This window comes from Actinoplanes palleronii (assembly GCF_016862315.1).
GTDB lineage: Bacteria > Actinomycetota > Actinomycetes > Mycobacteriales > Micromonosporaceae > Actinoplanes > Actinoplanes palleronii.
The window spans coordinates 1-19,568 of the sequence record NZ_BOMS01000057.1; the positions used below are offsets into that span (position 1 = coordinate 1).

General features: G+C 69.8%; 16 protein-coding genes. 10 read left to right on the forward strand and 6 right to left on the reverse strand.

Annotated elements, in window-relative coordinates:
• The first annotated feature begins 233 nt into the window (after positions 1 to 233).
• The 5 genes from Apa02nite_RS20895 to Apa02nite_RS20915 are packed head-to-tail and all read left to right on the forward strand — an operon-like array spanning position 234 to position 5,749.
• Positions 234 to 1,136, forward strand: a complete 903-nt coding sequence (locus tag Apa02nite_RS20895) for a shikimate dehydrogenase (protein WP_239164445.1) — start codon at positions 234 to 236, stop codon at positions 1,134 to 1,136.
• Between the two features lie 57 nt (positions 1,137 to 1,193).
• Positions 1,194 to 2,330: an ABC transporter substrate-binding protein gene (locus Apa02nite_RS20900; protein WP_203826465.1), complete on the forward strand. Its 1,137-nt coding sequence runs from the start codon at positions 1,194 to 1,196 to the stop codon at positions 2,328 to 2,330.
• Between the two features lie 4 nt (positions 2,331 to 2,334).
• A complete protein-coding gene (locus Apa02nite_RS20905) occupies positions 2,335 to 3,204 on the forward strand; it encodes a branched-chain amino acid ABC transporter permease (protein WP_203826466.1) in 870 nt (289 codons plus the stop codon).
• On the forward strand, positions 3,201 to 5,045 hold the full coding sequence (locus tag Apa02nite_RS20910; protein ID WP_203826467.1) for a branched-chain amino acid ABC transporter ATP-binding protein/permease: 1,845 nt from the start codon (positions 3,201 to 3,203) through the stop codon (positions 5,043 to 5,045). Before Apa02nite_RS20905 ends, Apa02nite_RS20910 begins: the two co-directional genes overlap by 4 nt.
• Positions 5,042 to 5,749, forward strand: coding sequence for an ABC transporter ATP-binding protein (locus Apa02nite_RS20915; protein ID WP_067706337.1), 708 nt, complete (start codon positions 5,042 to 5,044; stop codon positions 5,747 to 5,749). The genes Apa02nite_RS20910 and Apa02nite_RS20915 overlap by 4 nt, the downstream gene beginning before the upstream one ends.
• Here the strand turns inward: Apa02nite_RS20915 and Apa02nite_RS20920 are convergent.
• Positions 5,734 to 7,674, reverse strand: coding sequence for a sugar phosphate isomerase/epimerase and 4-hydroxyphenylpyruvate domain-containing protein (locus Apa02nite_RS20920; RefSeq protein ID WP_203826468.1), 1,941 nt, complete (start codon positions 7,672 to 7,674; stop codon positions 5,734 to 5,736). The genes Apa02nite_RS20915 and Apa02nite_RS20920 overlap by 16 nt on opposite strands.
• Positions 7,675 to 7,746: 72 nt before the next feature.
• Here Apa02nite_RS20920 and Apa02nite_RS20925 point away from each other — a divergent pair, with 72 nt between their 5' ends.
• The 5 genes from Apa02nite_RS20925 to Apa02nite_RS20945 all read left to right on the forward strand — a co-directional run bounded on the left by Apa02nite_RS20925 (position 7,747) and on the right by Apa02nite_RS20945 (position 13,521).
• Entirely contained in the window at positions 7,747 to 8,379 is a 633-nt protein-coding gene (locus tag Apa02nite_RS20925; RefSeq protein WP_203826469.1) for a TetR/AcrR family transcriptional regulator, read from the forward strand.
• Between the two features lie 99 nt (positions 8,380 to 8,478).
• Positions 8,479 to 10,110, forward strand: coding sequence for a methyl-accepting chemotaxis protein (locus tag Apa02nite_RS20930; protein WP_203826470.1), 1,632 nt, complete (start codon positions 8,479 to 8,481; stop codon positions 10,108 to 10,110).
• Between the two features lie 63 nt (positions 10,111 to 10,173).
• Positions 10,174 to 11,304 carry a glutamate--cysteine ligase gene (locus tag Apa02nite_RS20935; RefSeq protein ID WP_203826471.1) on the forward strand — a complete coding sequence of 377 codons (1,131 nt, stop codon included), beginning with the start codon at positions 10,174 to 10,176 and terminating at the stop codon, positions 11,302 to 11,304.
• Positions 11,301 to 12,605, forward strand: coding sequence for a M20/M25/M40 family metallo-hydrolase (locus Apa02nite_RS20940; protein ID WP_373873016.1), 1,305 nt, complete (start codon positions 11,301 to 11,303; stop codon positions 12,603 to 12,605). Before Apa02nite_RS20935 ends, Apa02nite_RS20940 begins: the two co-directional genes overlap by 4 nt.
• 121 nt (positions 12,606 to 12,726) lie before the next feature.
• Positions 12,727 to 13,521, forward strand: coding sequence for a SigB/SigF/SigG family RNA polymerase sigma factor (locus Apa02nite_RS20945; RefSeq protein WP_067706319.1), 795 nt, complete (start codon positions 12,727 to 12,729; stop codon positions 13,519 to 13,521).
• 73 nt (positions 13,522 to 13,594) lie between these two features.
• On the opposite strand, the gene Apa02nite_RS51100 is transcribed toward Apa02nite_RS20945, so the two are convergent.
• From Apa02nite_RS51100 to Apa02nite_RS20970, 5 genes are all read right to left on the reverse strand, one after another.
• The gene (locus Apa02nite_RS51100) at positions 13,595 to 14,020 is read right to left on the reverse strand and encodes a DUF3618 domain-containing protein (protein ID WP_239164446.1); all 426 of its coding nucleotides are present in this window, start codon (positions 14,018 to 14,020) and stop codon (positions 13,595 to 13,597) included.
• Complete coding sequence (locus tag Apa02nite_RS20955; RefSeq protein WP_239164447.1) at positions 14,017 to 14,433, reverse strand: phage holin family protein; 417 nt, start codon at positions 14,431 to 14,433, stop codon at positions 14,017 to 14,019. The genes Apa02nite_RS51100 and Apa02nite_RS20955 overlap by 4 nt, the downstream gene beginning before the upstream one ends.
• Positions 14,434 to 14,538: 105 nt before the next feature.
• The gene (locus Apa02nite_RS20960) at positions 14,539 to 15,558 is read right to left on the reverse strand and encodes a YihY/virulence factor BrkB family protein (RefSeq protein ID WP_239164448.1); all 1,020 of its coding nucleotides are present in this window, start codon (positions 15,556 to 15,558) and stop codon (positions 14,539 to 14,541) included.
• A 95-nt stretch (positions 15,559 to 15,653) separates the two neighbouring features.
• On the reverse strand, positions 15,654 to 17,141 hold the full coding sequence (locus tag Apa02nite_RS20965) for a DUF1996 domain-containing protein (RefSeq protein WP_203826473.1): 1,488 nt from the start codon (positions 17,139 to 17,141) through the stop codon (positions 15,654 to 15,656).
• Positions 17,142 to 17,880: 739 nt separating this feature from the next.
• Positions 17,881 to 19,545 (reverse strand): diguanylate cyclase domain-containing protein, encoded by a 1,665-nt coding sequence (locus Apa02nite_RS20970; protein WP_203826474.1) that lies wholly within the window; start codon positions 19,543 to 19,545, stop codon positions 17,881 to 17,883.
• Positions 19,546 to 19,568: the final 23 nt, after the last annotated feature.

Sequence of the window (19,568 nt, forward strand, 5' to 3'; positions counted from 1 at the left end):
ACCCTGAAACGCCGCACCCTGAAACGCCGCACCCTGAAACGCCGCACCCTGAAACGCCGCACCCTGAAACGCCGCACCCTGAAACGCCGGGCTGTGAAACACCGGCTCTGACCATCGATCACCGGCGCCGCCACCGCGGCGCCGGTGATCCATAAGCGTCTCTCTCTTGACATCGGATCCTCCTGCGCCGATAACTAACGTACTGGTTCGTACAAAGTGCGGGAGGCTGGCTGGTGGCCCGGGACGATCGATATCTGGTGGGCCTGATCGGGAGCGGCATCGGCTCCTCGATGAGCCCGGCGCTGCACGAGCGCGAGGCGGATCGGCAGGGCCTGCGCTACTTCTACCAGCTCATCGACCTGGACTCGGCCGGGCGCGGCCCGGCGTCGCCCGGCGTCGACGCGGCTGCACCGGCCGGTGACGTCGGTGCCTTGCTCGCCGCCGCCCGCCGGCTCGGCTTCCGGGGGCTCAACATCACCCACCCGGCCAAGCAGGACGTCGTCCAGCACCTCGACGTCCTCGCCCCGGAGGCCGCCGAGCTCGGCGCCGTGAACACGGTGCTGTTCGAGCCGGGCCGGACCATCGGGCACAACACCGATCGGTACGGCTTCGCCACCGGCCTGGCCCGAGCCCTGCCCGGCGTCAGCACCGAACGGGTTGTGCTGCTCGGCGCCGGTGGTGCCGGAGCGGCGGTGGCCTCCGCCCTGGCCGCCGCGGGCACCCGGTGGCTGATCGTCGCCGACGTCGACCCGGACCGGGCCGGCCGCCTGGCCCGGACCATGGCCGTCCACCCCGGTACGACGGTCGAGCCGGTACCCCTGCACGCGGTGCCGGACCGGCTCGCCACCGCTGACGGGCTGGTCAACGCCACCCCGATCGGCATGGAAGGCCATCCCGGCACCCCGATCGATCCCGGTCACCTGCACCCGGGCCTGTGGGTCGCCGACGTCATCTACCGGCCGTTGCTGACCCCGCTGATCCGCGCGGCCAAGGAACGCGGCTGCCGGATCGCCGACGGCGGCGGCATGGTCGTCCACCAGGCGGCCGCATCGTTCCAGCTCTTCACCGGCCGCCGCCCGGACGAGGAGCGGATGTTCACCGACTTCCGCCAGCTCGCGGACCTCTCGCAGATGTGAAGCACACCGCCGTTCCCGACCGCTCGCAGGTCCTTCGTTTGATTGAGGTGAGACGCCATGAAACGCCCTTCCGTCCTTGCCCTTGCCGTTGTCGTCCTCGCCGCCGGGTGCAGCGCGCCCGGCGCCGACGAGAAGTCCACCGGCGACGGCACCGGCCCCATCAAGATCGCGCTCGTGGACGCGCAGAGCGGGCAGCTCAGCTCGCTGGGCGCCTGGGAGCTCAAGGGTGCCCGGCTGGCCGTCGACGAGTGGAACGCCGCGGGCGGCATCAACGGCCGGCAGGTCCAGCTGGACGTCTTCGACGACCAGGGTGACCCGACCACCGGCACGAACCTGGCCCGCAAGATCGACAGTGAGGGCTACCTCGCGATGATCGGTACTGCGGAGAGCGCGGTGACGATCGCGATGGCGCCGATCCTGAAGCAGGCCGAGATCCCGAACATCACGTCCGGGCAGTCGCCCGGTCTGGTCGCGGTCGGCAGTGAGTTCCTGTTCCTCAACGGGCCGACCTCCACCACCTACGACGAGACCCTGGCCGAGCACATCGTCGACAAGCAGGGCATCAAGAGCATCGCGATGATCACCAACAACGGCTCGTACGGCAAGGGCGAGCACGACGCGTTCCTCAAGGCGCTGCAGGCCCGCAGCGTCACTCCGGTCGCCGACCAGGTGGTGACCACCGACCAGAAGGACTTCTCGGCGGTGCTCACCGGTATCCGGCAGAAGAACCCGAAGGTGATCTTCCTGGGCGCCGAGGAGGTCGAGTCCGGCCTGATCGTCAAGCAGGCCCGCGACCTGGGTATCACCGCGACCTTCGCCGGCGCCGCCCCGCAGGGCACCCCGGTCTTCCTGGACACCGCCGGCGTAGCCAATGCCGAGGGCACCATCGTCAGCTCGCCGTACCTGGGCAACGACGTCAGCGACGCGTCGAAGAAGTTCGCCGCCGCCTACAAGACGAAGTTCAACGAGGAGGCCGAGCTGCACGGCGCCAAGGCCTACGACGGCACGCAGATCATGCTCACCGCCCTGAAGACCAGCAACGTGGCCACCGGCAAGGCGCTCGCCGACGCGATCCGGGCCACCAAGTACCAGGGCCTGCTCGGCTCGTTCGCCTTCGACCAGACCGGGGTCGGCATCTTCGCCACTTCGATCGGCACCATCAAGGGCGGCAAACTCGTCGCCGCCGCGGGCTGACCGCATGCAGGTCTTCCTTCAGACCATCATCGGCGGGGTCAGTCTCGGCGCCGTGTACGCCCTGGTGGCGTTGGGATTCTCCCTCGTCTACCGCACCATGGGCCTGGTCAACTTCGCCCACGGCAACGTGGTGACCGTCGGCGCCTATCTGGCCTCGACGCTGTATCTCACAAGTGAATTGCCGTTCGCGCTCGCGATGCCGATCGCCATCGTGCTGACCGGGGCAATCGGCCTGGTCATCGAGCGGGTGCTGCGCCCGCTGGAGAACCGCGATTTCGACCTGATGCTGATCGGCACGATCGGCTTCGGCATCGTCCTGGACGCCCTGGTGATCGCGATCTGGGGTGCCACCGGCCGTGCCGTGCCCTCACCGGTGCCGTCGCCGCCGCTCGACGTGTTCGGCCTGCGCATCCGCACCTACGACCTGGTCGTGCTGGCCATCGCGGCGGCCGCGACGATCCTGCTGGTGTTGTTCCTGTCCCGCACCAAACGCGGCGCGGCGATGCAGGCGGTCGCGATGGATCACGAGGCCGCCACCGCGATCGGCATCCACGTGGGACGCTCCAACGCGATCGCCTTCATGATCGGTGGCGGGCTCGCGGCGCTGGCCGGTGGCCTGGTCGGGCCGCTGCTCTACGTGAGTCCGGCGCTCGGCGGCGCCCTCGGGATCAAGGGGTTCGCCGCGGCGATCCTCGGCGGGTTCGGCAGCATCCCGGGCGCGATCGTCGGCGGGCTGGCCATCGGCATCCTTGACGCGTTCACCGCCGGGCACTTCCAGGGCTATTCCGAGCTGGTCACGTTCGTCGTCTTCACCGTGATCATCATGATCCGCCCCACCGGCGTCTTCGGCGAACGGACGGTCAACCGCGCATGAGCACTCCACCGGCCGCCGTGCCGCGCACGACCGGCACACCGCGCATGAGGACCCGCATCGCCATCCTGGCCGCCGCCGCAATCGCCGCCTGGCTGCTGCCCTACGGCCTGGACTCCTACGCCATCCACGTCGTCGACGTGATCCTGATCTTTGCGATCCTGGCGGTCGGGCTCGGCCTGGCCATGGGTATCGCCGGGCAGGTCAACCTCGCGCAGGTCGCGTTCTTCGGCGTCGGCGCGTATGCCACCGCGATCCTCACCACCCGGGCCGGCCTGGGCTTCTGGGTCTCCGCCGTGCTCGCCGTGCTGGCCACCATGGCGATCGGCCTGGTGGTCGGCACGCCGGCGCTGCGCGTCCAGTCGCACTATCTCGGCATCGTCACGCTCGGCCTGGCGCTCGCGTTCACCAGCTGGGTGACCAACGCCGAGGTCAGCGGCGGCGCCGAAGGGTTACCCGGGATTCCGGTTCCGACGCTCCCCGGCATCGACCTGACCAGTGAATACCTCTACTACTACCTGGAGCTGTTCGCGTTTGTCGTCGCACTGGGCTTCGGCGAGTTCATCGTCCGGACCAGCCTCGGCCGCCGGATGCGGGCCATGCGCGACGACGCCCTCGCCGCCGGAGCGCTCGGCGCCGAGGTCCCGATCCTGCGGATGACCGCGTTCCTGCTGGCCAGCGTGTACGGCGGGGTCGCCGGGGTGCTCTACGCGGGGCTGATCCAATATGTGGCGCCGGAGTCGTTCAGCATCGCCACCATGTTCCTGCTGCTCGCCATGGTGATCATCGGGGGCCGGCAGAGCCTGGTCGGGTGCGTGGTCGGCGCGGTCAGCCTGGCCCTGGTCCGCGAGGCGCTCGTCGATCACCCGACGATCGCCCAGATCGCGTACGGATCGGTGGTGGTCCTGGTCGTGGTGTTCGCCCCGACCGGCCTGGCCGGCCTGCCCAGCCGGATCAGGGATGCGGTGGCCCGGAGGCGGGGCCGGCGCGGCGTTCCCGCGCGCATGACACCCTTTGTTCCGTACGAGATGAGCGCCGCCGCGGACCCGGACGCCCCGGCGATCCTGCGCGTGCAGGGGGTGACCAAACAGTTCCGCGGGCTCAAAGCACTCGACGACGTCTCCCTCGACGTGCCGGCCGGCGAGATCCGTGGCGTGGTCGGCCCGAACGGCTCCGGCAAGACCACCCTGTTCAACGTGATCAGCGGGCTGTACCGGCCGACGAGTGGCCGGGTCGAGTTCCGCGGACGGGACATGACCGCGCACGCGCCCTACCGGCTGGCGCGGGCCGGGATGTCGCGCACGTTCCAGAATCTGCGGCTGTTCGGCGCGCTCACCGTGCAGGAGAACATCCTGGTCGCCATCGACCGCAGCCACACCGCGGAGAGCTGGCGGTATCTGTTGCGCCCGATCAGCGTGCTGCGCCGGGACCGGGACCTGCATCGGCGGGCCCGGGAGGTGATCGACCGGTTCGGGCTCACCGAGTTCGCCGAGCTGGCGCCGGGCGCGCTGCCGTACGGCACCCAGCGACGGGTGGAGATCGCCCGGGCGGTGGCCGCCGCGCCGGCGCTGCTGCTGCTCGACGAGCCGGCGGCCGGGCTCAACGGCGAGGAGGTCCGCCAGCTCAGCGAGATCGTCCGCTCGATCCGGGACAGCGGCGTCACCGTGATCGTCATCGAGCACAACATGGGCCTGGTGATGTCGCTGTGCGAGCGGGTCACCGTGCTGGCCGGCGGCCGGGTGATCGCCGAGGGCACCCCGGCGCAGGTGGCCCGGACACCGGCGGTGATCGAGGCGTATCTCGGTGACTCGATGGGCGACCTACCGGAGGTGAGCGCGACGTGACGCTGGTGGTGGAGGGGTTGAGTGTCCATTATGGGGGCGTTTCCGCCGTACGAAATCTGGGTTTTGATGTTCCTGGCGGCGAAGCCGTCGGGGTGATCGGCGCGAACGGCGCCGGGAAGACCTCGACCCTCAAGGCGATCATGGGGTTGGTGCCGCGTCAGGTCGCCTCGCTGCGCTTCGGTGACATCGATTTGAGTACGGTCGCGGCGCGGAACATGGTGCGGCACGGTATCGGCTACGTCCCCGAGGGCCGGCACGTCTTCGCCGGACTCCCGGTCGAGAAGAACCTGCTGCTCGGGGCATACGCGCGCGCGTGGAATGCGGCGACGCGCACCACCCTCGCCGAGGTGTACGAGCTGTTCCCGGTGCTCGGTGAGATGCGCGGGCGGCTGGCCGGGGCGCTCTCCGGCGGGCAGCAGCAGATGCTGGCGATCGGCCGGGCGCTGATGTCCCGGCCGAAGCTGCTGCTGCTCGACGAGCCGTCGATGGGGCTGTCGCCGAAGCTCGTCGAGGATATTCTCGCGGTGCTGTTGCGGCTGCGCGGCGAAGGAATGAGCTTGCTGCTCGTCGAGCAGAACGCGAAGCTGACCTTCGAGGCGACCAGCCGTTGCCTCGTGGTGGAGAACGGTGAGGTCGCGATGACCGGCACGTCCGCGCAGCTGCGCCACGACCCGCGGGTGCGGAAGATCTATCTCGGACTGTGAGCGTGCAGGCGCTGCTCGCGGTGGGCGGCCATCCGGACCGGGTCGTTGACGAAGCCGTAACCGCGGTAGCCGCCGACCCGCTGGACGATCTCGAGGAAGATCCGGCCGCCGATCACGGGGGTGAACAGTTGCAGGTAGTGGCCGTGGGCGTCCTCGTCGTACATGGCGCCGAGGTCGCGGATCCGGGTGCGCAAGGGCGGGTCGAGGGTGAGCCGGGCGTCCAGGTCGTCGTAGTAGTTGCCGGGGATGGCGAGCAGCGGCACACCGGCGCTGCGCAGGGCGGATGCGGTGCGGGGCAGGTCGTCGGTGGCCAGGGTGAGGTGCTGCGGGTGGCGGACGGCGGGTGCCCAGTCGCCGCGGCGCAGGACCGGGACGCTCAGGGTGATCCGTACCCGGCGCTCCGGGTCGCGGATCGCCAGGGTGCGGATCAGGCCGAACGGGGCGGCGAACTCGCTCGCCTCGTCGCCGATCAGGCCCAGGACGGTGCGGTAGAAGAGCGCGGCCTCGTCGTAGCGGTCGAACGGCTGTGCCAGCGAGAGGTGATCGATCGCGGTCACGCCGGTGGGCGGGGCGGGAGTCTCGCCGGTCGGCAGGAAGTCGTCGAGCCAGCCGTGCTGACCGAGCGGTGCGGTGCGGGTTTCGAGGGCCGGCGCGGAATCGCCGAGTGGCTTGGTGCGGGTTTCGGCGGCCGGCACGGAGTCGTCGGGCGGCGCGGTGCGGCAGAAGAAGATCTCGGTGCCGTCGGGGGCGGCGATCGCGGTGAGGTCGGCTTCGCTCTGCCGGCGGCGGCGGGGCAGAGGGGCGGCGAGCAGGTGGGCGGCGCGGCGGGCGGCGGCTTCCGGGTCGGTGCTCTCCAGGGCGAACGCGTGGATCGCGGACTCGTGGACGCCGGAGTTCAGCAGGATGCGCGCGGTGTTCTGCTCCCAGAGCTGGACCGGTTTGGAGCGGTGCTGGCCGGTGTGGGTGAAGCCGAGTGCGGTGAGCAGGGTTTCGAGTTGGGGACCGGTGTCGGTGTCGTCACCGACACCGAGCTCGGCGAAGGCGATGCCGGTGAGGCGGGATTCTGCTTTTCGCGCGGCGCCTCCTGCCGGTGCCGAGCCGGCGGGCTGCGTGGTGTCGACCGCGTCCTGCAGGGCGATCAGCGAGCGCCGGGCGTCGACCGCGGTCCGGTGCGGGTCGGCCTGGCGGAAGACGTCGTTGAACACCTCCAGCGACAGCGGCCCGGCATACCCCGAGGCCAGCACGGTGCGGGTGAATCCGGCCAGGTCGAGCCCGCCCTGCAGCGGGAACAGCCGGTGGTGCCGGCTCCACTGCAGCACGTCCATGTCGAGCCGGGGCGCGTCGGCGAGCTGGACGAAGAAGATCCGGTCGCCGGGCAGGTCGGCGATGCCGGCGAACCGGTCGGTGCGCGACAGCACGTGGAAGCTGTCCAGGCACAGGCCGAGGGCCGGGTGGTCGGCGCGGCGCACCAGGTCCCAGGAGTGTTCCCAGGTGGAGATGTGCCGGCCCCAGGCCAGGGCTTCGTAGGCGATCCGGATGCCGTGCCCGGCGGCCAGCTCGGCGAGCTCACGCAACTGGTCGGCGGCCAGGTCGTTGTCGACGATCGTGTCCGGGGCGACCGACGAGCAGATCAGCAGGGTGCCGGCGCCGAGCCGGTCCATCAGCTCCAGCTTGGCCCGCAGGCGGCGGAGCGTCGCGGCGAACCGCTGCGGGGGAGCGCCCTCGGCGTCGCGGAACGGCTGGTAGAGGCTGATGGTCAGGCCGAGCCCGGCGATGTGGTCGCGGATCTGCTCGGGGGAGCGGGGCGAGGCGATCAGGTCGGCCTCGAAGATCTCGACGGTGTCGAACCCGGCGGCCGCGGCGGCGTCCAGCCGGTCCTCGAGCGTGCCCGAGAGGCAGACGGTCGCGATGCCGGTCCGGGCCATGGCCCCTCCCATGTCTGTACGAACTAGTACGTACACTGTAGGCCGTCCGGATGCGCGGCGGGGAGGGCGGAAATGAACGATCGCACGCGGGATCCCGAGCGCACCCGCGCCGAGATCATCGAGGTGGCCACCCGCGAGTTCGCCGACCAGGGCTACGCCGGGTCCCGGGTCGACGAGATCGCGGCCAAGACCCGCACCACCAAGCGAATGATCTATTACTACTTCGGTGGCAAGGAAGGGTTGTTCCTGGCGGTGCTGGAGCAGGCGTACCGGCACATCCGCTCGCTCGAGCAGCAGCTCGACGTGGACCACCTGGAGCCGGTCGAGGCGCTGCGCCAGCTCGCCGGGCTGACCTTCGACCACCACGAGTCGCACCAGGACTTCGTCCGGCTGGTCGCGATCGAGAACATCCACTACGCCGAGCACCTGCAGCGTTCCGAGTCCCGCGAGGTGCTCGCCGCACCGGCCCTGGACGTGCTCACCCGGATCATGGAACGCGGCCGGGCCGCCGGGCTGTTCCGCGACGACCTGGACGCCCTCGACGTCCACATGATCATCAGCGCGTTCTGCGTCTTCCGCGGCGCCAACCGTTACACGTTCCGCGCCATCTTCGACCGCGACCTGCTCGACCCCGCCCTGCGCGACCACCTCCGCCAGATGATCGGCGACCTGGTCGTCGCCCACGTGACCGCAGGCCGATCCTGAGCTGTTCGCCGCTTGTCGCTAACGAACTGCGCGAAACGACCGAAAGGCCCGATGGGGAGGGGTTCGAGTCATCCGCAGTCCGTGATCGAAAGGATCAGCATGGAGCAATCGTCCGCCACTGCCAAGCAGCTGGGCACTGGCCCGCTCGGCTGGTTCGGCGACCTCAGTGTCGGCCTCAAGATCACCATGGCGCTGGTGGTCGCGCTGGTGGCCGGCGCTGCCGTCGCTGGGGTCGGGCTGGCCGCACTGAGCACGCTGAACACCAGCGCAACCACCATCTACCAGGAGAATCTGCAACCGGCGCAGGCGCTGGCAGTCGCACAGGGTCAATTCGACGACCAGTTGCTGGCGCTGAGTCAGTCCGCCAACGCGACGAGCGCCGCCGGTGCGCAGAACGACCTCAAGAACGCCGCGGCCACGGGCGAGGCCGTCCCCCGAGCTGTCGAGGCCTATGCGGCGCTGGGCGTGGACGACGCACAGCGCCAGCCCCTGGAGGCGATCAAGGAGGGCCTCGGTGCGCTGGCCGAGATGCACCAGACCCTCGCCGCTTTCATCACCGCGGCCGACAGCAACGGTTTCAACCAGGCGTACGACACCCAGGCCGAACCGATCGTCGACAAGGTAAACGCCGGGTTCGACGCGCTCAACGCGTTCGAGAGCGAGCAGGCGGCGCAGGCTGCGGCGGACGGCACCAGCACCTTCCGGAGTGGGCGGGTGACGATGCTGGCCACGCTGGGTACCGGTTTCCTTCTCGCCGGCCTGCTCGGTTGGACCACCGTCCGGCGCATCACCCGGCCGCTGCGCGAGGTCAACCTGACCCTCACTCAGGTCGCCGCCGGCGACTTGACCGGGACCGTCCGGGTCCATTCCCGCGACGAGGTCGGCAGCATGGCGATCGCGCTCAACGGGGCCACCGGCACCATGCGCAGCACCGTGCAGGCGCTGGGCGACGCGGCGAACTCGCTGGCCGCGGCCGCCGAACAGCTGTCGGCCACCAACGGTCAGATCGCGGTCAGCGCCCAGCAGTCCAGCGCCCGGGCCGGTAGCGTCGCCGCGGCCGCCGAGCAGATCCGGCGCAACATCGACGCGGTGTCGGCCGGGTCCGACGAGATGGGCGCTGCCATCCGGGAGATCTCCAAGAACGCGAACGAGGCGGTCGTGGTCGCCGCCCAGGCGGTGTCCGTCGCCGAGGCCACGAACCGGACCGTTGCGCAGCTCGGCTCCTCCTCGGCCGAGATCGGCAACGTGATCCAGCTGATCACCGCGATCGCGGGCCAGACCAACCTGCTCGCGCTGAACGCCACCATCGAGGCGGCCCGCGCCGGTGAATCCGGGAAGGGCTTCGCCGTGGTGGCCAGCGAGGTCAAGGACCTGGCCCAGGAGACCGCCCGGGCCACCGGCGACATCCAGCTCCGGGTCACCACGATTCAGACCGATACCAGCACCGCGATCACGGCGATCGGCGAGATCAGCGAGATCATCGCTCGGATCAGCGACTACCAGACGACGATCGCCGCCGCCGTGGAGGAGCAGACCGCCACCACCGGGGAGATGAACCGCAGCGTCAGCGAGGCCGCCGGCGGGGTCAGCGAGGTGGCTGACGGGATCGATTCGCTCGCCACCGCGACCAGGATGACCACGGAGAACGTCAGCGATTCACGGCGGGCCTCGGAGGATCTGGCCCGGATGTCCGGCGAATTGCAGACCTTGGTCGGCACCTTCCGGGTGTGACGATCCGGTCGGCGCCGAGCCCGAAGCCGCGGTGTGGAAACGAACAGTTCGTACAGTTGCGGCATGGGAATCGACTTCGCCCCATCGGACAGATCGCGTCTAGGGATCGAATGGGAAATCGCCTGTGTCGATCGGCGCAGCGGTGAGCTGGCTCCGGCGGCGCCGGGTCTGCTCGCCGCGCTGGGGCCGGTCGACGGTTTTCCGCATGTGACGAACGAGCTGCTCACCAACACCGTGGAGATCGTCAGCGCGCCGCACCATCGGGTGCGGGACGCCGTCGCGGATCTCACCCGGCTGGTCGAGCGGGTGAGCACGATCGCCGAACCGCGCGGTGTCGATCTGCTGTCGGCGGGGACACACCCGTTCAGTCAGTGGTTCCAGCAGCAGGTGACGCCGGAGAAGCCGCGGTACGCGACGCTGATCGACCGGACCCGCTGGTGGGGGCGGCAGATGATGATCTGGGGAGTGCACGTGCACGTGGCGGTCGAGGACCGTCGCAAGGTGTTGCCGATCATCGATGGGCTGCTCACCTACCTGCCGCACTTCCAGGCGCTCAGCGCGTCTAGCCCGTTCTGGGCCGGGGAGAACACCGGGTACGCCTCGAACCGGGCGCTGATGTTCCAGCAGCTGCCGACGGCCGGGCTGCCGCCGCAGTTCACCGAGTGGTCGCAGTACGAGGCGATGGTCGACGACCTGACGCACACCGGGGTGATCGAGGAGCTCAACGAGCTGCGCTGGGACATCCGGCCCGCACCGAAGTGGGGGACGATCGAGATCCGGACGTTCGACGGGATCTCCAGCGCGTGGGAGATCGCCGCGCTGGCCGCGTTGAGCCAGTGCCTGGTCGAATACTTCTCCCGCGAGCTGGACGCCGGCCGGGAGGTGCCCCGGCTGCAACCGTGGTTCATCCGGGAGAACAAGTGGCGCACCGCCCGGTACGGGATGGACGCGATCATCATCCAGAACGCGGCCGGCGACGAACGGCTCGTCACCAAGGATCTCGAGGAGCTGCTGCCGAGGCTCGAACCGATCGCCGAGGCGCTCGGCTGCACCGTGCAGCTGGAGAGCCTGCTCGACATCGTCGACCGCGGCGCGAGCTACCAGCGGCAGCTGCGGGTCGCCGCGGACAACGGCGGCAGCCTCAAAGCCGTGGTGTCCTCGCTGGTCCGCGAGCTGCGTGAGGAATGCGGGTGATCGACCCGGCCGACGAGGTGGTGCGGTTCGCCAGCGAGCTGATCGCGATCGACACCACGAACGCCAGCGACAACGGCGGGCCGGGCACCGAGCGCCCGGCCGCCGAGTACGTCGCGGAGAAGCTCACCGAGGTGGGCTACGACGTCACGTACGTGGAGTCCGGGGCGCCGGGCCGGGGCAACGTGATCGCCCGGTTGCCCGGCGCCGACCCGGAGCGCGGCGCGCTGCTGGTGCACGGCCACCTGGACGTGGTGCCGGCCGACGCCGCCGAATGGTCCGTGCACCCGTTCTCCGGCGAAATTCGTGACGGGTACGTGTGGGGACGCGGTGCGGTCGACATCAAGGGCACGCTCGCGATGACCCTGGCGGTGGCCCGCGGGCTCCGACGCGAGGGCGTGGTGCCGCCCCGGGACCTGATTTTCGCGTACGTCGCGGACGAGGAGGCCGGCGGCTTCACCGGCGCGCGCTGGCTCGTCGACCACCGCCCCGAACTGTTCGAGGGCGCGACCGAGGCGATCAGCGAGGTGGGCGGGTTCTCGGTCACGGTCGGCGACGGCGCCCGGGCCTACCTGGTGGAGACGGCCGAGAAGGGCGTGATGTGGCTGCGGCTGAAGGCCCGCGGGGTGGCCGGGCACGGCTCGCTGCTGCACACCGACAACGCCGTCGCGAAGCTGGCCGCCGCGATCACCCGCCTCGACCAGCACCGTTTCCCGCTGGTGCTCACCGGGCCGGTCCATGACCTGCTCGCGGGGCTCGCCGAGATGACCGGGGTGCCGTTCGACCCGGACGACCCGGAACCGGCGGTGGCCCGGCTCGGGCACCTGTCCCGGCTGGTCGGCGCGACCCTGCGGGACACCGCGGCGGTCACCATGTTCGAGGCCGGCTACAAGGGCAACGTGGTGCCGTCGACCGCGCGGGCCACCGTGGACGGGCGGATGCTGCCGGGGCGCGAGAAAGCGTTCGAGGCGGAACTCGCCGCGGTGCTCGGGCCGGACATCGAGCGCGAATGGGACAGTCTGCCGCCGGTCGAGACCACGTTCGACGGCGCGCTGGTCGACGCGATGGCGGCGGCGATCGGTGCGGAGGATCCGGGGGCGCGGCTGCTGCCGTACATGCTCTCGGCCGGGACCGATGCCAAGTCGTTCCAGCGGCTCGGGATCCGGCACTTCGGGTTTGCGCCGCTGCGGCTGCCGCCGGAGTTGGATTTCACTTCACTGTTCCACGGGGTGGACGAACGGGTACCCGTGGAGGGGCTGCGGTTCGGCGTACGCGTCCTCGATCGACTGCTACGAAATTGTTGATCACACATCCACCGTTTCGGTGGTATGTATTGGACGTTCAGGTGGTTTGTGGTACCCGCGCGGGTGGGCATTACACCGCCGCACCACCTGACGTACTGGCAAGCTCGAGGAGTTCACTCATATGACCGCGATGGTTGACACCGCTACCCGCACGGAAGCCGCGACCAGCACCGATCGGGCCAGTGAGCTGATCAACGCGATGGCGGCGCTCCCCACCGAGCACCCGTCGCGCCCGCGCCTGCGGGACCGCGCGATCGAGGCCTGGTTGCCGCTCGCCCGGCACCTGTCCAGCCGGTACGCCAACCGCGGCGAGCCCCGCGACGACCTCTACCAGGTCGCCGTGGTCGGCCTGATCAAGGCGGTCGACCGGTTCGAGGCCGAGCGCGGTGTCGACTTCGCCGGCTTCGCGATCCCGACCATCGTCGGTGAGCTCAAGCGGCACTTCCGCGACAAGACCTGGTCGGTGCGGGTGCCGCGCCGGCTGCAGGAGCTGCGCCTGGCGATCACCGGCGCCAACAACGCGCTCAGCCACACGCTGGGCCGCTCGCCGACCGTCGCGGACATCGCCGAATACCTGAGCATCAGCGAGGACGAGGTCATCGAGGGCCTCGAGGGTGCCCGCGCCTACAACTCGACGAGCCTGTCCACCCCGATCACCGAGGGCGGCACCGAGCTCGGCGAGACGCTCGGCACCACGGACACCGGCTTCGAAGAGGCCGAGATGCGGATCGCGCTCGGCCCGGCGATGGCGTTCCTCGACGAGCGGGAGCAGAAGATCGTCAGCCTGCGGTTCTACGGCAACATGACGCAGTCGCAGATCGCCGACCAGATCGGTGTCTCGCAGATGCACGTGTCCCGGCTGCTGACCAAGGCACTCGGCAAGCTGCGCAACCACCTCGGTTCCGCCGCGATCTGATCACTTCATCAAGCCGGGGGCTGCGGATTCGTCCGCAGCCCCCGCTTTGCGTGCGGTGACTACCGCGACGGACTCACGCGCGGCGGCGGACGACCCAGACGATCAGCGCGCCCAGCAGGACCGTCGCGGCGACGGCGGCCGGTGCGATGGCCCGGCGTACCCGAGGGTCCTCGGCGGCCCGGACCCGCAGCGTCCTGGCCCGGCGCTGCATCGGAGCCACCGCGGCCTTGACGTCCTCGGACCGGCCGGCGAGCTTCTCCCGCGCCGTCCCGGCCGCCTCGGCGACCTTGGTAGCGGCCGTGCCAGCGGCTTCGGCGACCTTCGTGGTGGCGGCCGACAGCTGCTCCCGGCCGCGGTCGGTGACGTCGGTGGCGGCCTGCTTCGCGCGGGCCTTCACGTCGGTCTTGGCGGCCAGGGCTTCGACCGTGGCGCCCAGGTCGGCGCGGGTCTGCTTGATCTCGGTGGTCAGGCGTTCCGGATCAGTCGACGGAGTGCTCACGAGTGTCGTCCCCTCTGGGCGGCGTTCTTGACGGTGCGCACGTCGGCCTGCACGCTGGCGACCGCGTCGGTCGGCATCGGCGGCACCGCGGCCTTCAGCTTGCTGCGGCCCAGCACGGCGGCCACCGCGGCGGCCGCGAAGACCACGACCATCACCACCAGGACGGCCAGCCACAACGGCCAGGCCAGATTCAGCAGTACGACGGCGAGCGTGAGCAGCAGCCCGAGGCCGAACCAGCCCAGGACGGCGGCCGCGCCGAACAGTCCGCCGCCGACCCCGGCGCGCTTGCCCTTTTCGGTCAGCTCGAGCTTGGCCAGGGTCAGCTCGTCCCGGACCAGCGTGGAAATCTGTGCGGCAGCCTGACTGACCAGATCGGCCGTCGAACCGCTGCTATGCGTAGCGTTTGTTGTCAACGGGTGCACCTCCTCGTTCCTGCGCTGCCGGATGCCCCTGCGGGCGATCGCCAAACGCCGGAACGGCCGCAGCGTGTCACCACGGCACGTACCATGTGCCGCCGATCACCCGAACCGGTGACCTACGTCGTCGGGATCTTCGGACTGCTCCGCCCGGTCATCGTCCGGCCCAGAGGAGTGCCCGGGGGAGTGCCCGGGGGAGTGGGCCGATTCCGGAGCAGGCTCGGGATCCGGGTCCGCCGCGTCCGGCCGGCCGGACAGATCCCTGACCTCGCCGGTCGTGCTGGTCGCGGCCAGCGCCGTCGCGAACAACACCACCTGATTGATGATGTTGAGGGAGAACAGCAGCCCGACCGTCCCGGCCACCACCTGATACGTCGGGTTCGCCTCCACGTGCTGCACGAACACGTGGCCCACGGTCTTGAGCAGCTCCAACCCGCCCGCCACGATCAACGCCGGCACCGCGACCCGGCGCAGCGGCATCCGCAACCGCGGCAGCCCGGTCAGCACCGCCGTCGCGAGCAGCGCGTTCACCCCGATGCTGACCACGAACGCGACCGCGTCCAGCAGCCACCGGCTCTGCGCGGCGTTCGCGGCGGTCGGTTCGATCAACTGGCCCGCCACCCAGACGGTGAGGAACGCCGTGCCGAGCGAGGCGACCGCCAGCAGACCGAGACCGATCAGCACGAGCAGGTCGATCAGCAGCCGGTGGATCAGGGCGCCAGGGTACTCGGGCAGCTGCCACACCTTGCGGATCGAGGAGCGCATGGCGTCGATCCAGAACCAGCCGGTGATCGGCAGCCCGAGGAACGCGATCACGCCGATGGTGCCGCGCGCGACCCGGACCCGTTCCAGGTCGAGGCCGGGCAGGTTCTCCGTGAGGTAGCTCTGCAGCAGCTGCTGCACCGCCGGCCGGTCGAGGATGAACCCGAACGCGGCGAAACCCAGCAGCGCACACGCGAACGTCGCGAAGAACGCGTAATAGGTGACCGCCGCGGCGAGCCGGCCACCGTCCGCCTCGTCGTAGCGCACCACGGCCCGAGCCAGATGATCGAGCCAACTGTGGCGGCTCCGGGCGCGCCCCCACGCCGTCGCACCCTGCCGCATCCTGTTTCCGACCGCCATGCCGCTCATCGTGCCTGCTGATCATCGAACGCGCGCGGTGGCCCCGCCATCAGGCGAGACCACCCCCTATTTCGTACGAAATAAGCGCTCGGAAATCAGCCCCCGGTGAATGACGGAGTCGTGCCGCACTTGGCGTGTGCGGTGATGCACACCTTGACCAGAGCGCTCAGCTTGGCCGGATCCCACGCGTTCATGAAATCGCCGTGGATCGACGACGCCATTCCGGACGAAAGGGCCAGGCCGTCACCGCCGAGTGAGTCGTAGTTGAGCATCAGTGACAGGCTCGGAATGGCGACCGGGTATTTGCCGGTGCACGCCCCGTTCGTCGACGGCCCCATGTGCGACTTGTGGTCGGGTGAGTCGATGTTCTTGCCGTCCCAGCAGTCCTCGAAGGTCAGCTGGTAGATCAGGTTGCCGCCGGCCGCGCACTTCGGCCAGTTGCCGTCGGCGCTGCGCCCGATCTCCGCGCTGCCCGCGCACCAGAACTGGCTGTTCGCGCCCTTCGGCGTCGCCACCTGGCGCTTCGCGTCGCCGACAACCATCCGCAGGCCCGGCGGGAACGGCTTGACGGTCGCCGAGTCCTTGATCTTCGCGCCGTAGTACGCCCGGAAGTTCTTCATCTTCACCGGCGTGCCGTTGCGCAGCAGGGTCGGCGCCCAGTACGCGCTGTTGTCGCCGGCCGCGTTGCAGGTGGTCTTGCCGGCGCGCAGCTGCTCGTTCGTGCTGCTCGCGGTCACCTTCGGGCCGAAGAACGTGTGCAGGTGCGACGCGCCCGGCATGTTCGGGAACACGATCGGGTCGTCGGGCGCCTCACCGGAGACGTCGCAGTCGGTGTGGAACTCGGGAACCATCGTGGTCCCGGCCGGGACCGCCTTCTTCGGTACGGCGTCGAACAGCGCGAGCTCGGCCTTCCACGCGGCCGCGTCGACCGGGACGAACCCGCCGGTCGGAGCTGCCGTGGTCGGAGCGGCTGTGGTCGGTTTCGTCGTCGGCGCCTTGGTCGGTGCCGTGCTCGGAGCTTTGGTGGGCGTTGTCGTGGGCGCGGCACTCGTGGACGGCGCGGTCCCGCCCAGCGTCAGGTAGTTGATGTTGACGAAGTCCGAGCGGGACGTGCTCTTCATGACCAGGACCAGCGTCTGCTTCCCGGCCGGCACGCTCGCCGCCGTGGCGCTGACCGTCGTCCACTTCTGCCAGCCGCCGGTCGGGGCGACCGGGAACGTGGCCAGCAGCTTTCCGGCCGGGCTGCCGAGGTGGGCCTCGATCGCGCCGCCGTCGGTGTTCTGCGAGGCGATCCGGGCGGTCAGTGCGGAACCGGTGATGGCCACGTCGTGGTACTCGAGCCAGTCGCCGTTCGCCAGCCAGCCGACGTTCTTGCCGCCGTCGGTGTCCGAGGTGCCCTCGGTCTGCGCACCGGACTGCGCGGAGTACTTCTCGGCCTGCAGCCGGCCCGGGACACTCACCTCGCCGGCGTCGGCGGTGGCGATGTAGATGCCGCTGGCACCGAGCGTCGCGACCACGGCCGCACCGAGAACCACCCGCGTCGTGCGGCGACGACGCCGCGGTTCCACCGAGTCAGTAGCCATGCTTATCCTTAATAAAAATGGCGTGAAGAGGTTGCGCGAGGAATTATGCATAACTCGCGGACGCGTTTCAACGCGAGAAGATAAAATTCATTTTCACCGTACGAGGTGACGCAGGTGGCCGCGTTTTCGCCATTCAATAACAGTTTTCCGCGACGAGTTGTCTTAAGTTTCCTTTAATTGGCGCGTCGCACCGCCCGGGGTCAGAATAGCCCCATGATCTCGCTAACCGCCCGGACCGCCGCCGACGACCTGTACGAGGTGTACGCCAGCAACGCGACCTACTGGCGATACAGCGGCGATCTCGACCCGGACACACTCGACCGGGCCACGGTCACGGCGGTGCTGGACGCCCTGGGCCCGGGCGAGGAGTCCCTGGTCGCCCGGGACGACGCCGGCCGGCTCGTCGGCTACACGGAGATCCTGCGCCGGCACCCCACCGACGGCCTCCCATGGATCGGCCAAGGGCCGCCCGACGATGGTCCTGGAGAAGCCCCTCTGACCGAGCCGCAACTCCCCACGCCATCGCGGTGCGGACGTCGGGTGGGGTTTGAATGCGGAGGGGACTCTCACCCCCATGCGGCGCAGGCGGCCAACAATGCCCGATTTGGTAACAGGACTACGCTAGAACAGCCGTCCGTAGCATCGATGCGCTGCGAGCTGCTGGAGGCTCCTCGCCCTCAGCGAACTCCATTCCACCCGCTGAGCACACCGACTCCGCCCCGGCCGGCGGCATCGGTGCTCACCTCGAACCGCGGATCGGGGGCGGCGTCGCGGGCTCGTCGGCCGGACCGCGTCCCGGGGCGACAACGTAGCGGCCCTTGCCGGCCGCCTTGGCGACGTACATGGCCCGGTCAGCAGTCTGGATGATCATGGCGACACTCATGTCCTGCTTGTGCAGCGCCACGCCCGCGCTGGCGCTGATCCGGTGGGCCTGGTCGTTGATCACGAAAGGCTGCTCCAGGGCGCGGATGATCCGGTCGGCGACGATCGTCGCGTCGTCGATGGTGGTGACCTGTTCGGCCAGGACGGCGAACTCGTCGCCGCCGAACCGGCCGACGGTGTCGCCGAGGCGCACGCAACGGCGCAGGCGGTCCGCGACCTCGTTCAGCACAGCGTCCCCGGCGCCGTGACCGAGGGTGTCGTTGATCTGTTTGAAGCCGTCCAGGTCGATGAACATTACCGCGAACGTCGTCGCGCCGCGGCTGTGAGTGGCGATGGCGTGATCGGCGCGTTCACCGAAAAGGATGCGGTTGGCCAGGCCGGTCAGCGGGTCGTGCAGGGCGAGCTGGCGCAGGTCGTCCTCCCGCTCGCGGAGCTGCGCCTCGACCGCCTCCCGCCGGCGGATGTCCTCGCGTAGCGCCGTCGTCGCGCGGTCGACCGCGTTCATAGCCCGGACACGGGCGCCGACCAGGACACCGGCCATGGCCGCCACCAGCAGGGTCATCAGCGTGCCGACCACGAAGGCCAGCGCGGGCATCCGCCGGTCGGTGTTCATCAGAAACGCATCCGTCGGTGCCAGGTGCAGTTGCCACTGGCGCTGGCCGACGACGACATTGCGCTCACGGCGCAGAGCGCCGGCCCGCGGCGCGGCGCTGATCCGCGGCTGGGCGACGAGCGTGGGCGTGGGCGTGGACATGTCGACCAGAGTGACGTTGAGCAGGTCACGCGACCTCGATTGCAGGGTTTCCTGCATGAAGTCGCTGCCCCGCATACCCATGACCATCCAGCCCCGGAACCGGCCGGCGTCGGGAGTGCCCAGACCTCCGTTGATCGGCGTGGCGAGAACGAACGACATCTGCTGTTCGGTCGCGGGCAGCGTTCGGTCCTTGAGCAGAACGTAGGTGTGGCTCGCGGTGACCTGCCCGGAAGCGCGGGCGGTGTGCAACGCATCCGCGGCCTCCGGCGCCTGACCTACGTCAAGCCCTGGCAGGGAGGGAGTGTCGTCGAGAGGGCGGGAGAAGATCAGGAACATGTGCTCTCGCGCTGGCCCGAGGGTCCTCAGCGTGAGCCCAGGAGCCCCTCGGGCCCGCCAGGCGGCCTCGACTTCGGAGACCTGGTTGTCTTCGGCCGCCACCGCGAAGGCGACGGTGGTGGCTCCCGGCAGTCGCTGCCTCGTCAGCCGGGAGGTGATCTCGGTGAAGTCGCCGGCGGTGAAGTCTGACTGCGCCCCCACGGCCGCGGCGACGTCCGACAGGGTGTCCCGATAGCGATCGGCCTCACTGGTGACCGCTCGGGCGACCTCATCGGCGTGCTGGTCCATGGACTGCCCGGCATGACGTTGCTGAGTTCGCCGGACCAGGGCCGTCACCATCAGGGTGCCGATCAGACCGAGAATGATCACCACGGCCACTAACGCGACAGCGTGCCGTCGGCGCTTCCGGGCAGGTGGTGTGGGCTCGGTCATTCTTCTCACACTAGATATGTCGG

What these genes read in the sequence shown, in the direction of transcription:
- Apa02nite_RS20920 (WP_203826468.1), bottom strand. Translation starts at nt 7,674, where the DNA reads ATGGCCCGGACCGGCATCGCGACCGTCTGCCTCTCGGGCACGCTCGAG.
- Apa02nite_RS20925 (WP_203826469.1), top strand. Translation starts at nt 7,747, where the DNA reads ATGAACGATCGCACGCGGGATCCCGAGCGCACCCGCGCCGAGATCATC.
- Apa02nite_RS20970 (WP_203826474.1), bottom strand. Translation starts at nt 19,545, where the DNA reads ATGACCGAGCCCACACCACCTGCCCGGAAGCGCCGACGGCACGCTGTC.
- Apa02nite_RS20900 (WP_203826465.1), top strand. Translation starts at nt 1,194, where the DNA reads ATGAAACGCCCTTCCGTCCTTGCCCTTGCCGTTGTCGTCCTCGCCGCC.
- Apa02nite_RS20905 (WP_203826466.1), top strand. Translation starts at nt 2,335, where the DNA reads ATGCAGGTCTTCCTTCAGACCATCATCGGCGGGGTCAGTCTCGGCGCC.
- Apa02nite_RS20910 (WP_203826467.1), top strand. Translation starts at nt 3,201, where the DNA reads ATGAGCACTCCACCGGCCGCCGTGCCGCGCACGACCGGCACACCGCGC.
- Apa02nite_RS20965 (WP_203826473.1), bottom strand. Translation starts at nt 17,141, where the DNA reads ATGGCTACTGACTCGGTGGAACCGCGGCGTCGTCGCCGCACGACGCGG.
- Apa02nite_RS20945 (WP_067706319.1), top strand. Translation starts at nt 12,727, where the DNA reads ATGACCGCGATGGTTGACACCGCTACCCGCACGGAAGCCGCGACCAGC.
- Apa02nite_RS20935 (WP_203826471.1), top strand. Translation starts at nt 10,174, where the DNA reads ATGGGAATCGACTTCGCCCCATCGGACAGATCGCGTCTAGGGATCGAA.
- Apa02nite_RS20960 (WP_239164448.1), bottom strand. Translation starts at nt 15,558, where the DNA reads ATGGCGGTCGGAAACAGGATGCGGCAGGGTGCGACGGCGTGGGGGCGC.
- Apa02nite_RS20930 (WP_203826470.1), top strand. Translation starts at nt 8,479, where the DNA reads ATGGAGCAATCGTCCGCCACTGCCAAGCAGCTGGGCACTGGCCCGCTC.